This is a genomic window from Streptomyces sp. NPDC045695, from assembly GCF_056432025.1.
Genome location: NZ_JBWKJU010000004.1, coordinates 283,821 through 301,120, shown reverse-complemented (window position 1 = coordinate 301,120; position 17,300 = coordinate 283,821). Strand labels below are relative to the sequence as shown.

Genomic DNA, 17,300 nt, shown 5'->3' with positions numbered 1-17,300 from the left:
AGTTCGATGAGCCAGGCGGCACAGAACCTGAACTGGTTGATCACCAACTTCGTGGACAACACCCCAGGGGTGTCCCACACGGTGGTGGTCTCCGCCGACGGACTCCTTCTGGCGATGTCCGAAGGTTTCCCCCGCGACCGGGCCGACCAGCTGGCGGCCGTCGCCTCCGGGCTGACCTCGCTGACCGCCGGGGCCTCCCGCATCTTCGAGGGCGGCGCCGTCAACCAGACCGTCGTCGAGATGGACCGGGGATTCCTCTTCCTCATGTCCGTCTCGGACGGCTCCTCGCTGGCCGTACTGGCGCACCCCGAGTGCGACATCGGCCTCGTGGGTTACGAGATGGCTCTTCTGGTGGATCGCGCGGGCAGTGTCCTCACCCCGGACCTGCGCGCCGAACTGCAGGGCAGCCTGCTCGGCTGACTTCCCCCCTCCCGGCCGGACGGTACTGCCGGCCGGGAGACCGGGGCCCCGCCCCCGGAATCCAGTACCCCCGCCAGGCCGTCATACAGTCCCCCCCACCGGCCGCCCCGTCAGACGGCACGCTGACCACTGCTGTCCAGCCCGGAGGATCAATGACCCCGCCCCCCGCCTATCCCGACTCGTACGGAGACTCGTACTCGGAAGGCGACCAGCCGCTGGTGCGTCCGTACGCGATGACCGGCGGCCGGACCCGGCCCCGCTACCAGCTCGCCATCGAGGCGCTGGTCAGCACCACCGCGGATCCGATGCACCTGTCCAACCTGCTCCCCGAGCACCAGCGCATCTGCACTCTGTGCCGCGAGGTCAAGTCGGTCGCCGAAGTCTCCGCACTGCTGTCGATGCCGCTCGGTGTCGCCCGGATCCTCGTCGCCGACCTGGCGGAGGCCGGAATGGTGGCCATCCACCAGCCGGGCAATGGAGAGGCCGGCGGCACGCCGGATGTAACGCTGCTCGAAAGGGTGCTCAGTGGCCTTCGGAACATCTAGCGGAGCGGCTCCCGCCCGCTCCACCACCTCCGCGAAGATCGTGGTGGCGGGCGGCTTCGGCGTGGGCAAGACCACGTTCGTCGGAGCCGTCTCGGAGATCAACCCGCTGCGCACCGAAGCCGTCATGACGTCCGCGAGCGCGGGCATCGACGACCTCACGCACACCGGTGACAAGACGACCACCACGGTCGCCATGGACTTCGGCCGCATCACCCTGGACCAGGACCTGATCCTGTACCTCTTCGGTACGCCGGGCCAGGACCGCTTCTGGTTCATGTGGGACGACCTGGTCCGCGGCGCGATCGGTGCGATCGTGCTCGTCGACACCCGCCGTCTCGCCGACTGCTTCCCCGCGGTCGACTACTTCGAGAACAGCGGGCTGCCGTTCGTCGTCGCCCTCAACGGCTTCGAGGGGCACCAGCCGTACACCCCGGAGGAAGTCCGCGAGGCCCTGCAGATCGGCCCCGGAGCTCCCATCATCACGACCGACGCCCGCCACCGCGCGGACGCCAAGAGCGCGCTCATCACGCTCGTCGAGCACGCCCTCATGGCGCGGCTCAAGTAACACGGTTTCACATGACGCGCGGGAGGGGCGGGCTGTGTCCTACGACACGGCCCGCCCCTGTCGTTCATAACGTTTCGACAGAGAATTGACGCCACTTGGCAACGGGGCGCGTTCGGTTGGTACCGCTGCGTTCACAACTGCCCCCATTTTTGCCGTAAGACGCTCTTTATGTCCGAATTATGTGGGGCATAAGCATCTGCCGGTGGCCGATTTCAACTGTTTGGAACACGGCCGTTAACCGTGCTGGAATTCAACGAACTAGCTAGTAGCACCGCCGAGAGGTTGTTGGTCGAGTGAGGCGAAGCAACTCAAGCCCCGCGGATGAACCCGCGCGCGGCAACTTCACCCCGCCGCCGCGAGCGGCCGCGTCGCCCGTCGACGTGCCCGTGGACCCACCCGCGAAGGGCGGGAGCTCCAGCCGGTTCGCCCCCCGCAACTGGCGCGTGCCCACCAAGCTGAACGCCATCCTGCTCGTGCCCGCCCTCGTCGGGCTGGTCATGGGCGGTTTCCAGGTCAAGGGCTCGATCGACACCTGGAACGAGGCCAAGGACGCCGAGCAGATAGCCAGGGTCGTGCAGGCCGCCTCGGAGTACGGCCAGGCCCTGCTCAACGAGCGCGACCTCACCGCCGAGCCGCTGTTGAGCGGCGACACCAAGAGCGAGACCGTCACCAAGGCCCGCGGCGTGACCGACGCGGCCAAGGTGAAGTTCGACCGGGCCGTCCAGGACATGCCGAAGAACCAGGGCCTGGAACGGCGTCTGGACCTCTTCCGCGACGAGGAGCCCAAGCTCAAGCTGGTCCGCGACTCCGCGTACCTCGCGGCGGCCGAGACCCCCAAGAAGAACCTCCCCTCCGCGCCGGGCCCCATCCCGACCGAAGAGGGCTACGTGCTGGTCCAGCACTACCTCATGCAGTTCGCCAACGAGCTCGGTCTCGGCACCGGCAACGTGACCTCGTACGGCCGCATGGTCTACGCGATCCAGCTGGCCAAGGCGGCGAACTCGCTGCAGCGCTCCGTCGGCACCCACCTGCTGGTGCGCCCGAGCACGAACGAGGAGATCCGCAAGAGCCAGCTCGTCGCCTTCTCCTCGTACGCCTACCTCGAGGAAATCGCCATCGGCGAGTACGTCGCGGCGGGCACCGAGGAGGACGTCAACCGCCTCAAGCAGGTCATGGGCGAGAAGTCCAAGGAAGGCGCCGTCAAGCTCGCCGAGGCCAAGCGCCAGGCCGAGCAGAGCGGCACCGTCTTCAAGGCTCCGCCCACCGGCGGCCCCAACAACTCGGTGCTCACCGGCATGACCGAGGCGATAGCCAGCGGCGAGTCGAAGAAGAAGCTGGCCGAGAACGGCACCACGGCGCTGGCCTGGCAGGCCGCCGCCACCGCCAAGTTCGACGGCTACGACCAGATCGAGAAGGAACTCCTCGACAAGGCCGTCAAGGACGCCGTCGCGGTCTCCGACGACGCCCGCACCGACGCCATCACCAACGGCGCCATCGTGGTCGTGGCCCTGCTCGCCGCCTTCATCCTGGCCGGCCTCATGGCCCGCCAGATGGGCCGCGCGATGCGCCGCCTGCGTTCCGCCGCCTTCGACATCGCCGAGCAGCGCCTGCCGATGCTCGTCGACCAGCTCTCGCGCACCGATCCGGGCAAGGTGGACACCCGCGTCCACCCGATCCCGATCGACTCCCAGGACGAGATCGGCGAGGTCGCCCGCGCCTTCGACCAGGTCCACCGGGAAGCGGTACGGCTCGCGGCCGAGCAGGCGCTCCTGCGAGGGAACGTCAACGCGATCTTCACGAACCTCTCCATGCGCAACCAGTCGCTGATCGAGGGCCAGCTGACCCTCATCACCGACCTGGAGAACAACGAGGCCGACCCGGACCAGCTGGAGAACCTCTTCCGCCTGGACCACCTGGCCACCCGTATGCGCCGCAACGGCGAGAACCTCCTCATTCTCGCGGGTGAGGAGCCGGGCCGCCGCTGGGACCAGCCGGTCCCCCTCGTCGACGTCCTGCGCGCCGCCTCCTCCGAGGTGGAGCAGTACGAGCGCATCGAGCTCTCGGGCGTCTCCGACGCCGAGATCCACGGCCAGGCCGTGACCGACCTCGTGCACCTGCTCGCCGAGCTGCTGGAGAACGCCACCACGTTCTCCTCCCCCCAGACCAAGGTCCGCGTCAACGCGACCCGTCTGCCGGACGGCCGCGTGATGGTCGAGATCCACGACAAGGGCATCGGCCTCACCGCCGAGGACTTCGCGGACATCAACCACAAGCTCGCCAACCCGCCGACCGTGGACGCCGCGATCTCGCAGCGCATGGGTCTGTTCGTGGTCGGCCGGCTGGCGGACCGCCACAGCATCCGCGTCCAGCTGCGCCCCTCCGGCGAGGCCGCCGGTACCACGTCGCTGGTCATGCTTCCCGACGCCATCACCCACGGTGGCGGTGGCGAGGGCATCCCGGAGGACGACTTCACGGTCTCCCAGATCATCCCGGAGCAGAAGGCCCAGCTGGCGCCTCCGCTGCGCACGGCCGCCGAGCTCGGCTTCGACGACTCCCGCTACGACGAGCAGGGCGCCGACGGCCGGGGTCTCGACCCGGTCGGACGCTCCCTGGTCCGCGAGGAGCGGCGGGCCGCGCTGGAGGCCCAGGCCGGCTATCCGCAGGGCCAGCAGGAGTTCCAGGGCCAGGACTATCCGGAACCTCAGCCTGAACACGGGTACCAGCAGTACCAGGACTACGAGCAGCAGCCCGGGCAGGGCTACGACGCCCCGTACGAGGCCCAGCAGGCGCAGCAGGGGTACGAGGAGTACCCGCAGCAGGACTACGCCTATACGGAAGACGGCTACCCGGATCAGCAGCCGGGCCAGCAGGGCTACGACAATGGCTACGAAGCCCGGTCGCAGCAGGCCGAGTGGCCCGGTCAGAACGCCTATCCCGCTGGCTACCAGCAGGATTACGGGACCGAATCGGAATCCCAGGCCGTCCCCGAACCGGCTCCGGACCGCGTAGGCTTCGACCGTCCGGGCGCCGCCGCCGACACCGGTCATGTGATGACCGGAGCGGGCCTGCCGCGCCGCGGCAGCCAGCAGCAGTGGCAGCCGGCACAGCAGGAAGCGGAGTCCACCGGATCCCTCTTCGAGCAGCGGTCGCCGCGTCAGCAGCAACCGCAGGCCCCGGAGCAGGAGAAGGAAGGCAGCACCGCCTGGCGCTCGGGCAACGACGAGCGCTGGCAGCAGGCCGCCAAACTCCGTGAGCCGAAGGCGGGCGGGGTCACCCCCTCCGGTCTTCCCCGGCGCGTGCCCAAGGCCAACCTGGTCGAGGGCGCGGCGGAGACGACCCCGCAGGGCGGCCCCCAGGTCTCCCGCGCTCCGGAGGACGTCCGCGGCAGGTTGAGCAACCTGCGGCGCGGTGTCCAGCAGGGACGCAGCGCGGGATCTGAGCAGTCAAGTAACAGCTATGACCAGGAGCGTTAGTGTGAGCCCGATGAGCCAGGCGGCACAGAACCTGAACTGGTTGATCACCAACTTCGTGGACAACACCCCAGGGGTGTCCCACACGGTGGTGGTCTCCGCCGACGGCCTTCTTCTGGCGATGTCCGACGGATTCCCCCGCGACCGCGCCGACCAGCTGGCGGCCGTGGCCTCCGGACTGACCTCGCTGACCGCCGGGGCGTCCCGCATCTTCGAGGGCGGCGCCGTCAACCAGACCGTCGTCGAGATGGACCGGGGATTCCTTTTCCTCATGTCCGTCTCGGACGGCTCCTCCCTCGCGGTGCTCGCGCACCCGGAGTGCGACATCGGCCTCGTCGGTTACGAGATGGCCCTTTTGGTGGATCGTGCGGGCAGTGTCCTCACCCCGGACCTGCGCGCCGAGCTGCAAGGAAGTCTTCTCAACTAGCAGACAGGCAGTGCGTTTCGCGCCATCGCACCATAGGGTGCGGTGGCGCGGTTCCACAGGGAGTACTGCGTACTTGGAGTCGGAGGAGGAAACGTGACAACACCCGGAGGACATCCTTATGGCGGCGCGCAGCAGCCGCAGGGTGGGCACGACCAGAACCGATTCAACTTCCCCTCCGCTCCCAGCCGGCCGGTGCCGGAGCAGAACCCCTACCAGCAGCAGCCGTACGGCCAGCCCCAGCAGCCTCAGCAGCCCCACATGCCTCCGCAGCAGCCTCCGCGCGCTGCCCGGCAGCCGGCTCCGAAGGCCCACAACCCGCTGGTGCGTCCGTACGCGATGACCGGTGGCCGTACTCGGCCGCGCTACCAGCTCGCCATCGAGGCGCTGGTCAGTACCACGGCCGATCCCGCGCGTCTGCAAGGGCAGTTGCCCGAGCACCAGCGCATCTGCCGCCTGTGCCAGGAGATCAAATCCGTCGCGGAGATCTCGGCACTGCTCTCCATTCCTCTTGGTGTCGCCCGCATCCTCGTCGCCGACCTGGCGGAGGCGGGCCTTGTCGCCATTCATCAGCCCGGCGGCGACGAGTCTGCCGGTGGCCAGCCAGACGTGACACTGCTCGAAAGGGTGCTCAGTGGACTTCGCAAGCTCTAACGGCGGAGCGGCTCCCGCCCGCTCCACCACCTCCGCGAAGATCGTGGTGGCGGGCGGCTTCGGCGTGGGCAAGACCACGTTCGTGGGCGCGGTCTCCGAGATCAACCCCCTGCGCACCGAAGCCGTCATGACCAGCGCCTCGGCCGGAATCGACGACCTCACCCACACCGGTGACAAGACGACCACCACGGTCGCCATGGACTTCGGCCGCATCACCCTGGACCAGGACCTGATCCTGTACCTCTTCGGTACCCCGGGCCAGGACCGCTTCTGGTTCATGTGGGACGACCTGGTCCGCGGCGCGATCGGCGCCGTCGTACTCGTCGACACCCGCCGTCTCGCCGACTGCTTCCCCGCGGTCGACTACTTCGAGAACAGCGGGCTGCCGTTCGTCATCGCCCTCAACGGCTTCGACGGCCACCAGCCGTACACCCCGGAGGAAGTCCGCGAGGCCCTGCAGATCGGCCCGGACGCCCCGATCATCACCACCGACGCCCGCCACCGCGCGGACGCCAAGAGCGCGCTCATCACGCTCGTGGAGCACGCCCTCATGGCGCGCCTGCGGTAGCAGCCGTTCGTATCCGACAGGCCCCTGCGCTCGCGGCGCGGGGGCCTTCGCCGTGGGCGGGCTCCGCGCGCGGCCCGGTACGGCGAAAGGCCCCGCACCCTGGAAGGGGTGCGGGGCCTTTGCGGGCTCGGGGAGCTCAGCCCTGCCAGCTGTGCGGGGCGCGGAAGCCCGGGGTGCGCTCCAGACGGCGCCAGCCGGCCTGGCGGGGCGTACGGACCGCGGTCTCCTCGGGGGTGGCGGCGGCGCGGGCGAGCAGGATCGCGGTGATCGCGGCCAGCTCCTCGGGCTCGGCGTTGCCCTTCTCGACGCGCAGCAGGGTGTCAGTGGCGTGGGTCATGGGGTGGCAGGTCTCCTTCGCGGTTACTGCGGCGGGTTGCCGTGCTTGCGGGACGGCAGATCGGCGTGCTTGTTGCGGAGCATCGCGAGGGCGCTGACGAGGACCTCACGGGTCTCGGCGGGGTCGATGACGTCGTCGACGAGGCCGCGCTCGGCCGCGTAGTACGGGTGCATCAGCTCGGCCTTGTACTCCTTGACCATGCGCACGCGCATGGCCTCGGGGTCCTCGGCGTCCGCGATCTGCTTGCGGAAGATGACGTTGGCCGCACCCTCGGCGCCCATCACGGCGATCTCGTTGGTGGGCCAGGCGTAGGTGATGTCGGCGCCGATGGACTGGGAGTCCATGACGATGTAGGCGCCGCCGTAGGCCTTGCGCAGGATCAGCGAGATCCGCGGGACGGTGGCGTTGCAGTACGCGTACAGCAGCTTGGCGCCGTGGCGGATGATGCCGCCGTGCTCCTGGTCGACGCCCGGCAGGAAGCCGGGGACGTCCAGCAACGTGATGATCGGGATGTTGAAGGCGTCGCACATCTGGACGAAGCGCGCGGACTTCTCGGAGGCCTCGATGTCGAGGACGCCGGCGAGGTGGGCGGGCTGGTTGGCGACGATGCCGACGACCTGTCCGTCCATGCGGGCCAGGGCGCAGACGATGTTGCGGGCCCAGCGCTCGTGGATCTCCAGGAAGTCGCCCTCGTCGACGAGCTCCTCGATGACCTTGTGCATGTCGTACGGGCGGTTGCCGTCGGCGGGCACCAGGTCCAGGAGGACCTCGCTGCGGCGGTCCGCCGGGTCGCTCGTCTCGTGGACGGGCGGGTTCTCGCGGTTGTTGGAGGGCAGCATCGAGATGAGGTAGCGGACCTCGGAGATGCAGGTCTCCTCGTCGTCGTACGCGAAGTGCGCGACGCCCGAGGTCTCGGCGTGCACGTCCGCGCCGCCGAGTCCGTTCTGGGTGATCTCCTCGCCGGTCACCGCGCGGACCACGTCCGGGCCGGTGATGAACATCTGCGAGGTCTCCCGGACCATGAACACGAAGTCCGTGAGGGCCGGGGAGTACGCGGCGCCGCCGGCGCACGGACCCAGCATGACCGAGATCTGCGGGATCACGCCCGAGGCCTTGGTGTTGCGCTGGAAGATGCCGCCGTAGCCGGCGAGGGCGGAGACGCCCTCCTGGATACGGGCGCCGGCGCCGTCGTTCAGGGAGACCAGGGGGGCACCGGCCGCGATGGCCATGTCCATGATCTTGTGGATCTTCGTGGCGTGGGCCTCGCCCAGGGCGCCGCCGAAGATGCGGAAGTCGTGCGCGTAGACGAAGACCGTGCGGCCCTCGACCGTGCCCCAGCCGGTGATGACACCGTCGGTGTAGGGCTTCTTGGCCTCCAGCCCGAATCCGGTCGCCCGGTGGCGGCGGAGCTGTTCGACCTCCTTGAAGGAACCTTCGTCGAGCAGCAGCGCGATGCGCTCACGGGCGGTCAGCTTGCCCTTGGCGTGCTGGGCCTCGGTCGCGCGGTCACTGGGGCCGCGACGCGCCTGCTCGCGCAGGGAGTGCAGCTCGGCCACGCGCCCGCGGGCGTCCGTCGGCTCGCTCGGGGTCTGGTCCACAACGGTCATGTACCGACCTTACGAAGATCGCCATGAAAAACCTCCGTTCATTCCGCACAGTCTCGGGAGTGTTCCGCTGTCTGGCCCGCACAGTGCCACCCGGAGATGTGAGGACTTCCCCAGAGGCGGCCGTCGTCCTTTGTCGGACTTCCACAAAGAGACCTGACACCGTGCCTAGATGTTGAAATTTGAACGGAATGGGTCTAGCGTCATCCTCGTTGAAGTCGTTGAACATTCAACAGAACTGCACACCCCGCGCAGGACACTACCGAGGAGGAAGCCATGGGTCTCTTCACCCGCCGCAGCCAGGACACCACCACCGCCACCGCCACCGCCACCGACGCCGCCGTCGCCACGCTGGAAGTGGACCCGGCGCTCGCCGCCCTCACCGGCGACTACGTCATCGACGCGGCCCACAGCAGCATCGGCTTCACCGTCCGCCACGCCATGGTCACCAACGTCCGCGGCACCTTCGCGGATCACGAGGGCACCCTGCACCTGGACGGCGCCGACCCGTCGCGCTCCACGGCCGCGATCGACGTCAAGATCCCCTCGGTCAGCACCGGCATCGCCGACCGCGACGCCCACCTGCTGGGCAGCGACTTCTTCGACGCCGAGCTCTTCCCCCTGATGACCTTCCGCTCCACCGAGGCGCGGCAGCTGGGCGGCGACGCCTACCGCGTCACCGGCGAACTGACGATCAAGGACGTCACGCGGCCGCTCGCCATCGACCTGGAGTTCACGGGTTCCGCCAAGGACGTCTACGGCAACGAGCGCGTCGGCTTCGAGGGCTCCGCCGAGATCCTGCGCTCCGACTGGGGTCTGACGTGGAACGCCGCGCTGGAGGCCGGCGGCGTGATGGTCAGCGACAAGGTGAAGCTGACCTTCGACATCTCCGCCATCAAGCAGGCCTGACCGGCGGATCCGGAGGGGGCCCGCGACCTACGGGCCCCAGGGGGCGGTCAGAAGCCGCCCCCGCCGTCGAAGCCTCCGCCGCCGTCGAATCCGCCACCGCCGCCGAAGTCCCCGCCGCCGAAGTCGGACGGGTTGAAGTCGGCCCCGGAGACGTCCCCGCCCTCGAAGCCGCTGCCCGGGCCGCCGCCCAGGTCCGAGGCGTAGGCGGGGCTGGACATCATCGAACCGAGCATCGTGCCCATGAGCAGGCCGGGCAGCATGCCGCCGCCGAAGTAACCGCCGGCCCAGGGACCGTACGCCGGGCCGGCGTCGTAGTAGGGACGCGGTCCGTGCGCGGTGTCGACCGTGCGGACCGCCGGGTCCAGCCCGTCGCGCAGCCGTACCGCGTCCGCCGTGCAGACGGGCACCGTACGGGCCGCCGCGCCGGCCGGAGCCCAGGTGGCGTCCTCGGTGCTCGGCCCGTGGCGCGGGTCGAAGAAACAGGGCGGGCGGCGCTCGGGAACCGGCCGCCCCTGCCGGCGCGCGTCCAGGCAGGCCAGGGCGTACCGGCCGTCCTCCAGCGCCTGGGTCACCCCCCTGACCTCTTCGGGGTACTGGACCGAGGCCATGATCTGCTTGGCCTTCTCGTACGCGTCGAGCCCCTGCTCGTAGTCCTTGCGCATGAGGTCGTCGGCGCCGGGCTCGCCGGGGTGGAAGTCGAGTCGGTCGAGCTCCTCACCGAAGGCCGTGATGTCCTCGTCGACCACGACGCGCAGGCGCTCGATGGCCTCGCGCCGGGCCTCTTCCTTCCTCTTGCGGTTGCGGCGGACCAGCGCGTACGCGCCGCCGCCGCCGATCGCGGCCACCGCGCCGAGCGTGATCAGGCCGCCGACGGGAGCGCCGCCGTTCGTACCGGCGCTGTCCCATGAAGCGGGAGCGCCGCCCCTGACCTGGCTCAGCGCCTGGTCCACGAAGTTGTTGAGCTGGGTCACCGGGTCGGGCGCCCCCACCTTCACCGCGTCGGAGAGGTTGCGCACGGCGTCCGGGGCCATGACCGCCCGGTCGGCGCGGGCGCTGAAGCCGTCCCCGAGACGGATCGCGTAGAGCCCCGTGATGCCGGTCTGGGCGCGGACGGCGCCGAACACCTTGTCCGGCGGGAACTCGGCGGTCGCGGGCAGCACGGCGACGAACACCGGCTTCCCCGCGTCCTTGATCTTCTTCGCGAGCGCGTCCGCCTCGGCCCCGGGCAGCTGCGCCTCGGCTCTGGGGTCGACGTAGACCGGGCCCTCCTTGAGGGCCTGGGCCACGGCTTCGACCCCGGTGGCGGCCGACGCCTGCGGGGCGCCCGCGAGGGCGGCCGCCGACAGGGCCAGCAGCAGACCGGACAGCAATGATCCACAGCGCACGGATATCAGCCTGGTCCTCATAGTCACGACGCTACCCGAACCGGAACTTTCCCGTGTGAGACGGACATAAGGCATCACGCCTCGCCGGACGGGAGCCCGACGGGCCGAAGCCCGGACTGACGGCTATTCGGCCGGTTCGACGCCCGCGTGCAGGAGGCCGTAGGTGTAGGCGTCCTCCAGGGCCTGCCAGGAGGCCGCGATCACGTTCGGCGCCACGCCGACCGTGGACCACTCGCGCACGCCGTCCGTCGTCGCGATCAGCACGCGGGTCGTGGACTCCGTGCCGTGCTTGCCCTCCAGGATGCGGACCTTGTAGTCGACCAGCTCGAACTTGGCCAGCTGCGGGTAGAAGCGTTCCAGGGCGACGCGCAGCGCGCGGTCCAGGGCGTTGACCGGGCCGTTGCCCTCGGCCGTCGCGACGATCCGCTCGCCCTTGGCCCACAGCTTGACCGTGGCCTCGTTGGCGTGGGTGCCGTCGGGACGGTCCTCGACGATCGCGCGCCAGGACTCGATGCGGAAGTACTTGCGGGCCCGGCCCTCCGCCTCGGCGCGCAGCAGCAGCTCGAAGGAGGCGTCGGCCGCCTCGTAGGTGTAGCCCTGGAGCTCGCGTTCCTTGACCCGCTCCACGACCCGGGAGATCAGGGCGCGGTCCCCGCCGAGCTCGACGCCGAGCTCCTTGCCCTTGAGCTCGATGGAGGCGCGGCCCGCCATGTCGGAGACCAGCATCCGCATGGTGTTGCCGACCCGCTCGGGGTCGATGTGCTGGTAGAGGTCCGGGTCGACCTTGATGGCCGAGGCGTGCAGGCCGGCCTTGTGGGCGAAGGCGGAGACGCCGACGTAGGGCTGGTGCGTGGAGGGCGTGAGGTTCACGACCTCGGCGATCGCGTGCGAGATCCGGGTCATCTCGGCGAGCGCGCCCTCGGGGAGTACCTTGCGGCCGTACTTGATCTCCAGGGCGGCGACGACGGGGAAGAGGTTGGCGTTGCCGACCCGCTCGCCGTAGCCGTTCGCCGTGCACTGGACGTGGGTGGCCCCCGCGTCCACGGCGGCCAGGGTGTTGGCGACCGCGCAGCCGGTGTCGTCCTGGGCGTGGATGCCCAGGCGGGCGCCGGTGTCGGCCAGCACGGTCGCGACGGTCGCCGTCACCTGGGCGGGCAGCATGCCGCCGTTGGTGTCGCAGAGGATGACGACGTCGGCGCCGGCCTCGTGGGCCACGCGTACGACGTACTTCGCGTACTCGGGGTTGGCGCGGTAGCCGTCGAAGAAGTGCTCGCAGTCCACGAAGACGCGGCGGCCCTGGGCGACCAGGTGGGAGACGGTGTCGCGGACCATCTCCAGGTTCTCGTCGAGGGTGGTGCGCAGGGCGAGCTCGACGTGGCGGTCGTGGGACTTGGCGACGAGCGTGATCACGGGGGCGCCGGATTCCAGCAGGGCCCGCACCTGCGGGTCCTGGGCCGCGGACCCGCCGGCCCGGCGGGTCGCGCCGAAGGCGACCAGCTGGGCGTTCTTGAAGTCGATCTCCGCGCGGGCGCGGGCGAAGAACTCGGTGTCGCGGGGGTTGGCGCCGGGCCAGCCGCCCTCGATGAAGCCCACTCCGAAGTCGTCCAGGTGCCGGGCGATCGTCAGCTTGTCCGCGACCGTGAGGTTGATGCCCTCGCGCTGGGCGCCGTCGCGCAGGGTGGTGTCGAAGACGTGGAAGCAGTCGTCCAGGCCGCCGGACAGCGCAGTTGCCGCCTCTGGTGTCGTCGTCATGCTGATCTGACTCCTGTCGGATGAGTGGTTCCGGATGTCCGCCGAGGGGGCAGGCAACCGTCACTGCCCCCATCATCGCGCGCAGTGCGCTCCCGGCTGGGATGGGCCGGGAAACGAAAAAACCCCTCGCGGGTAGCGAGAGGTCTGCACGCGGGTCCGAGGCACGGTGGCCGCTTCCGCGAAGTTCTTCCACGGTTCAGCGGCCACGGGGGACCGGCGCGCTGCTGGCAATAATCATGAGCTGAGCAGGCACGGCGGCAGTCTGCCACAGTCCCCGCCCCGGATGGACAGCGATCTCAGCATGCGGGCACGCGCCCGCGCGCACGCCCCCGGCCCGCGCCCCCGTGCTCCTCAGGGGCGCGGCCGGCGTCACGAGCGGGGAGTGAGGGACTCCGTGAGGAACTCACGGACGTGGTCGAGGATGGCCTGCCGGTCCACCGTCGGCAGACCGACGGCCAGCTGGATACTGAACCCGTCCAGCAGAGCCCTGGTGCGGGTCGCCACGCGGTCGGGGTCCACCGCCCGGAACTCCCCGCGCGAGATGCCCTCGGCCAGCAGCGCCACCAGGTCGCGGTGCCAGGCGCCCTCGATGGCCGCCTGCCGTTCGCGCTCCTCGGGGCCGGCGTTCTGGGAGCGGTTCCAGACCTCCAGCCACAGCGTCCAGTGCGGGTCGCGGGCCTGCGTGGGCACGTACAGGTCGACGTACGCGCGCAGGCGCTCGGCGACGGGCCCGCGCCGGGCCAGCAGGGCCCGGCGTTCGGCGCCCAGGGCCGCCTCGCTCCACTCCAGGGTCTGCAGCAGGAGCTCGTCCTTGCTGCGGAAGTAGTAGAGGAGGTGGCCGCTGCTCATGCCGACCTCGCGGCCCAGCCCGGCCATGGTCAGGCCGTCCAGACCGCGCTCGGCGATCGTGGCCATGGCGGCGGCGAGTACGGCCTCGCGCGGGGGCGCGTTCCTGCGCGCCGCCCGTACCGGTACTCCACCCGCCGTCATGGCCCCGCTCCTCGTCCGTCCGCCGCAGGTCAGACCTTCGGCTGTTGCTGGGTGATGCAGTGGATACCGCCACCCCCGGCGAAAATCGTACGTGCGTCGACGAGCGTCACGGTCCGCTCGGGGAACAGACCGCGGAAGATCTCGGCGGCCTCCTCGTCGCGCGGGTCGTCGAAGGAGCACAGCACGACGCCCCCGTTGCACAGGTAGTGGTTGATGTAGGAGTAGTCCACCCACTCACCGTCCTCCTCCAGCACGGTCGGCGCCGGGATCTCCACGACCTCCAGACGCCGGCCCCGCGCGTCGGTGGACGCGCGCAGGATCGCCGCGATGGTCTTGCAGCGCTCGTGGTCCGGGTGGGCCGGGTCGGGCTGGGTGTGCACCATGACGACGCCGGGACGGGCGAAGGCGGCGACGATGTCGACGTGCCCCTGGGTGCCGTAGGTGCCGTAGTCCCCGGCCAGGCCGTACGGCAGCCAGATCGCCTTGGTCGTGCCGAGGTGGGCGTGGATCTCGGCCTCGACCTGCTCGCGGGTCCAGCCGGGGTTGCGGCCCTTGCCCAGCTGCACGGTGTCGGTGAGCAGTACGGTGCCCTCGCCGTCGACGTGCAGGGCTCCGCCCTCGTTGACGAGTGCGGTGCTGAACGTACGGGTGCCGACCACGTCCGAGACGTGCCGGGCGATCTTGGAGTCGTGGTCCCAGCGGGCCCACTCCTGTGCGCCCCAGCCGTTGAAGGTCCAGTCGACGGCCGCGAGCTCGCCGGCGTCGTTGGTGACGAAGGTCGGGCCGATGTCGCGCATCCAGGCGTCGTCGAGCTCCTGCTCGACGATCTCCACGTCGTCGCCGACGAGCCCGCGGGCGCCGTCCGCGTCACCGGGCGAGACGACGAGGGTCACGGGCTCGTACGCGCGCACCGCGCGGGCGACGGCGCCCCAGGCCCGGCGGGCCTCGGCGAGCTCCTGCTCGGTGGTGAAGGTGGGGTTGGGGCTGGGCCAGGCCATCCAGGTGCGCTCGTGGGGCGTCCACTCGGCGGGCATCCGGAAGCCGTGGTCGGCGGGCTTGGTCATGAAGGGTCCTTACGGGGTGCTGGCCTACAAGAAGTACAGGCGGTTCAGGGACACCGAATCGGCGGCTTCGGAGCGCAGCGGTTCGCCGTCGAGGGAGACGAGTCCGCTGCGCGCGTCCACGTCGACCGCGCCCACCCGGGAGTTGAGGAGCAGGTCCCGGGGGCCGATGCCGCGGGTGCCGCGGACGGCGACGCGGCGCCGGCGGGTGGGCATCTCGTCGCTGCCGAGGGCCGCCGCGGCGGCCGAGACGAAGGCGACGGAGATGTCGGCGGCGGTGGCGCCGTACGAGCCGAACTGCGGTCCGAGCACCAGGGGTTCGCAGGTGTCGGTGGCCGCGTTGGGGTCGCCGGTGACCCCGTACGCCGGGAAGCCGGACTTGAGGACCAGCTGCGGCTTGGCGCCGAAGAACTGCGGGCGCCACAGCACGATGTCGGCGAGCTTGCCGACCTCGATGGAGCCGATCTCGTGCGCCAGGCCGTGGGCGATGGCCGGGTTGATGGTCAGCTTGGCCATGTAGCGCAGGACGCGGGCGTTGTCGTCGCCCTCGCCGTCGCCGGCCAGCGGGCCCAGCTCGCCCTTCATCTTGGCGGCCATGGCGAAGGTGCGCCGGATGGTCTCGCCCGCGCGGCCCATGCCCTGGGCGTCGGAGGAGGTGATGCCGATCGCGCCCAGGTCGTGCAGCACGTCCTCGGCGCCCATGGTGCCGGCGCGGATCCGGTCGCGGGCCATGGCGGCGTCGCCGGGCAGGTCCGGCTTGAGGTCGTGGACGGAGACGATCATGCCGTAGTGCTCGGCGACCGCGTCCCGGCCGAAGGGCAGGGTGGGGTTGGTGGAGGAGCCGATGACGTTCGGTACGCCCGCCATCTTGAGCACGTTGGGCACGTGCCCGCCGCCGCAGCCCTCGATGTGGAAGGCGTGGATGGTGCGGCCGTCCAGGACGCGCAGGGTGTCCTCGACGGAGAGGCACTCGTTCAGGCCGTCGCTGTGCAGGGCGACCTGTACGTCGTGCTCCTCGGCCACGCGCAGGGCGGTGTCCAGGGCTCGGGTGTGCGCGCCCATGTCCTCGTGGACCTTGAAACCGGACGCGCCGCCCTCGGCCAGGGCCTCGACGAGGGGCGCGGCGTCCGAGGACGAGCCGCGCGCGAGGAAGCCGATGTTGACGGGCCAGGCGTCGAAGGCGTTGAAGGCGTGCTTCAGCGCCCACGGGGAGTTGACGCCGACGCCCCAGACCGGGCCGAACTCCTGGCCGATGACCGTGGTGACGCCCGCGGCGAGCGAGGCCTCCATGATGCGCGGCGAGAGCAGGTGAACGTGGGTGTCCACGGCGCCGGCGGTGGCGATCAGGCCTTCGCCGGAGACGATGGACGTGCCGGTTCCGACGACGACGTCGACCCCGTCGAGGGTGTCGGGGTTGCCGGCCCGGCCGATCGCGTGGATCCGGCCCTCGCGGATGCCGATGGAGACCTTGCGGATGCCGAGGACGGCGTCGACGACCAGCACGTTGCTGATGACGACGTCACAGGTCTCGCGGACGGCGGCGGCCTTCAGGTGCAGGCCGTCGCGGGCGGTCTTGCCGAAACCGGCGAGGAACTCGTCGCCGGGCTTCTGGGCGTCGTGCTCCACCCGGACGGTGAGCCCGCTGTCGCCGAGCCGCACCCGGTCCCCGGCGCGGGGGCCGAAGACGGAGGCGTACTCGTGCGGGTCGATGTGCCGGCTGCCGGGCGCGCAGTGCGCGCTGTGGTCGCTGTGGGGGGTCTGGCGGCTCACGCCTGTGCTCCTTCGCTACCGGTGTCGCCCACGCCGAGGTAGCCGCAGGCCGCCGCGCGGCGCAGGGCCTCGTCCTTGGCCCCGGGGGCGTCGAGGGGGCCGTCGACCAGGCCAGCGAAGCCGATGGCGATCCGGTCGCCGCCGATGGGGACGAGGCCGACCTCGCCCTCGCCGTGCGGGTCGAACCGGACGGACGAGCCCGCCGGCACGCACAGCCTCATGCCGTAGGCGGCGGCGCGGTCGAAGTCGAGGCGGGGGTTCGCCTCGAAGAAGTGGAAGTGGGAGGTGACGCTCACCGGCACGGCGGCCGTGTTGCGCACGCGCAGGCGCAGCTGCGGCTCCGGCTGGGGCGCTCCGGGACCGGGCAGGACCGCGCCGGGGGCGTCCTCGCCGAGGCCCACGGCTCCCCGGATCGGGGAGGAGACGACCGCGAGGCGGGAGCCGTCGTCGAAGACGGCCTCGACGTGCACCTCGGCGACCACGTCCGCGACGCCGGGCAGCACGTCGTCGGGGCCCAGCACGCCGCGGGCCTCCTCGATCGCCTCGGCCAGCCGCTTGCCGTCGCGTGCGGCCTCGCAGACGGTGTCCGCGATCAGCGCGGTGGCCTCGGGGACGTTGAGCCTCAGACCCCGGGCCCGCCGGGCCCTGGCCAGTTCCGCCGCACTGCGCAGCAGCAGCCGGTCGCGCTCCGTAGGGGTCAGCCGCACGGCGATCCACCACCTTTTGCCTCAATGGGTTAGAGCATCACTCTAACTCTTCATTTCCTTGCAAGGAATCATTGACCCGGGACCAGGGCTTAGGTCACATTGAGTGTCGCTCAAACACTTTGCAACCACCCCCCGCCCT

Annotated in this window: 16 protein-coding genes; 8 read left to right on the top strand and 8 right to left on the bottom strand. The window is 70.5% G+C overall.

The window, feature by feature from the left end:
• Positions 1–6 precede the first annotated feature (6 nt).
• From AC07DU_RS10260 to AC07DU_RS10230, 7 genes are all read left to right on the top strand, one after another.
• On the top strand, positions 7–420 hold the full coding sequence (locus tag AC07DU_RS10260; RefSeq protein WP_030708442.1) for a roadblock/LC7 domain-containing protein: 414 nt from the start codon (positions 7–9) through the stop codon (positions 418–420).
• A 152-nt stretch (positions 421–572) separates the two neighbouring features.
• Entirely contained in the window at positions 573–965 is a 393-nt protein-coding gene (locus AC07DU_RS10255; RefSeq protein ID WP_360894633.1) for a DUF742 domain-containing protein, read from the top strand.
• Positions 946–1,530 carry a GTP-binding protein gene (locus tag AC07DU_RS10250; protein ID WP_266605322.1) on the top strand — a complete coding sequence of 195 codons (585 nt, stop codon included), beginning with the start codon at positions 946–948 and terminating at the stop codon, positions 1,528–1,530. The genes AC07DU_RS10255 and AC07DU_RS10250 overlap by 20 nt, the downstream gene beginning before the upstream one ends.
• 293 nt (positions 1,531–1,823) lie before the next feature.
• Positions 1,824–5,003 carry a sensor histidine kinase gene (locus tag AC07DU_RS10245; RefSeq protein WP_479030780.1) on the top strand — a complete coding sequence of 1,060 codons (3,180 nt, stop codon included), beginning with the start codon at positions 1,824–1,826 and terminating at the stop codon, positions 5,001–5,003.
• 10 nt (positions 5,004–5,013) lie between these two features.
• On the top strand, positions 5,014–5,427 hold the full coding sequence (locus AC07DU_RS10240; RefSeq protein ID WP_030037347.1) for a roadblock/LC7 domain-containing protein: 414 nt from the start codon (positions 5,014–5,016) through the stop codon (positions 5,425–5,427).
• Positions 5,428–5,520: 93 nt separating this feature from the next.
• Entirely contained in the window at positions 5,521–6,078 is a 558-nt protein-coding gene (locus tag AC07DU_RS10235) for a DUF742 domain-containing protein (RefSeq protein WP_360894639.1), read from the top strand.
• A complete protein-coding gene (locus tag AC07DU_RS10230) occupies positions 6,059–6,646 on the top strand; it encodes a GTP-binding protein (protein WP_073911148.1) in 588 nt (195 codons plus the stop codon). The genes AC07DU_RS10235 and AC07DU_RS10230 overlap by 20 nt, the downstream gene beginning before the upstream one ends.
• Positions 6,647–6,782: 136 nt before the next feature.
• Here the strand turns inward: AC07DU_RS10230 and AC07DU_RS10225 are convergent, their stop codons facing one another.
• Together AC07DU_RS10225 and AC07DU_RS10220 are read right to left on the bottom strand one after the other, a co-directional pair.
• Positions 6,783–6,983 (bottom strand): acyl-CoA carboxylase subunit epsilon, encoded by a 201-nt coding sequence (locus AC07DU_RS10225; RefSeq protein WP_360894641.1) that lies wholly within the window; start codon positions 6,981–6,983, stop codon positions 6,783–6,785.
• 23 nt (positions 6,984–7,006) lie between these two features.
• The gene (locus AC07DU_RS10220) at positions 7,007–8,590 is read right to left on the bottom strand and encodes an acyl-CoA carboxylase subunit beta (RefSeq protein WP_360894644.1); all 1,584 of its coding nucleotides are present in this window, start codon (positions 8,588–8,590) and stop codon (positions 7,007–7,009) included.
• Between the two features lie 273 nt (positions 8,591–8,863).
• On the opposite strand from AC07DU_RS10220, the gene AC07DU_RS10215 reads away from it, so the two are divergent.
• Positions 8,864–9,496 (top strand): YceI family protein, encoded by a 633-nt coding sequence (locus AC07DU_RS10215; RefSeq protein ID WP_479110640.1) that lies wholly within the window; start codon positions 8,864–8,866, stop codon positions 9,494–9,496.
• A 47-nt stretch (positions 9,497–9,543) separates the two neighbouring features.
• On the opposite strand, the gene AC07DU_RS10210 is transcribed toward AC07DU_RS10215, so the two are convergent.
• From AC07DU_RS10210 to ureA, 6 genes are all read right to left on the bottom strand, one after another.
• On the bottom strand, positions 9,544–10,902 hold the full coding sequence (locus AC07DU_RS10210) for a hypothetical protein (RefSeq protein ID WP_479110638.1): 1,359 nt from the start codon (positions 10,900–10,902) through the stop codon (positions 9,544–9,546).
• A 102-nt stretch (positions 10,903–11,004) separates the two neighbouring features.
• Positions 11,005–12,633: a citramalate synthase gene (gene cimA / locus AC07DU_RS10205; RefSeq protein ID WP_479110636.1), complete on the bottom strand. Its 1,629-nt coding sequence runs from the start codon at positions 12,631–12,633 to the stop codon at positions 11,005–11,007.
• A gap of 369 nt (positions 12,634–13,002) precedes the next feature.
• Positions 13,003–13,623 carry a TetR/AcrR family transcriptional regulator gene (locus AC07DU_RS10200; protein ID WP_360894655.1) on the bottom strand — a complete coding sequence of 207 codons (621 nt, stop codon included), beginning with the start codon at positions 13,621–13,623 and terminating at the stop codon, positions 13,003–13,005.
• A 29-nt stretch (positions 13,624–13,652) separates the two neighbouring features.
• Entirely contained in the window at positions 13,653–14,687 is a 1,035-nt protein-coding gene (locus AC07DU_RS10195; protein ID WP_360894657.1) for an agmatine deiminase family protein, read from the bottom strand.
• Between the two features lie 24 nt (positions 14,688–14,711).
• Positions 14,712–16,454, bottom strand: coding sequence for an urease subunit alpha (locus AC07DU_RS10190; RefSeq protein ID WP_453371699.1), 1,743 nt, complete (start codon positions 16,452–16,454; stop codon positions 14,712–14,714).
• A complete protein-coding gene (gene ureA, locus AC07DU_RS10185) occupies positions 16,451–17,161 on the bottom strand; it encodes an urease subunit gamma (protein WP_453371698.1) in 711 nt (236 codons plus the stop codon). The genes AC07DU_RS10190 and ureA overlap by 4 nt, the downstream gene beginning before the upstream one ends.
• Between the last annotated feature and the right edge of the window lie 139 nt (positions 17,162–17,300).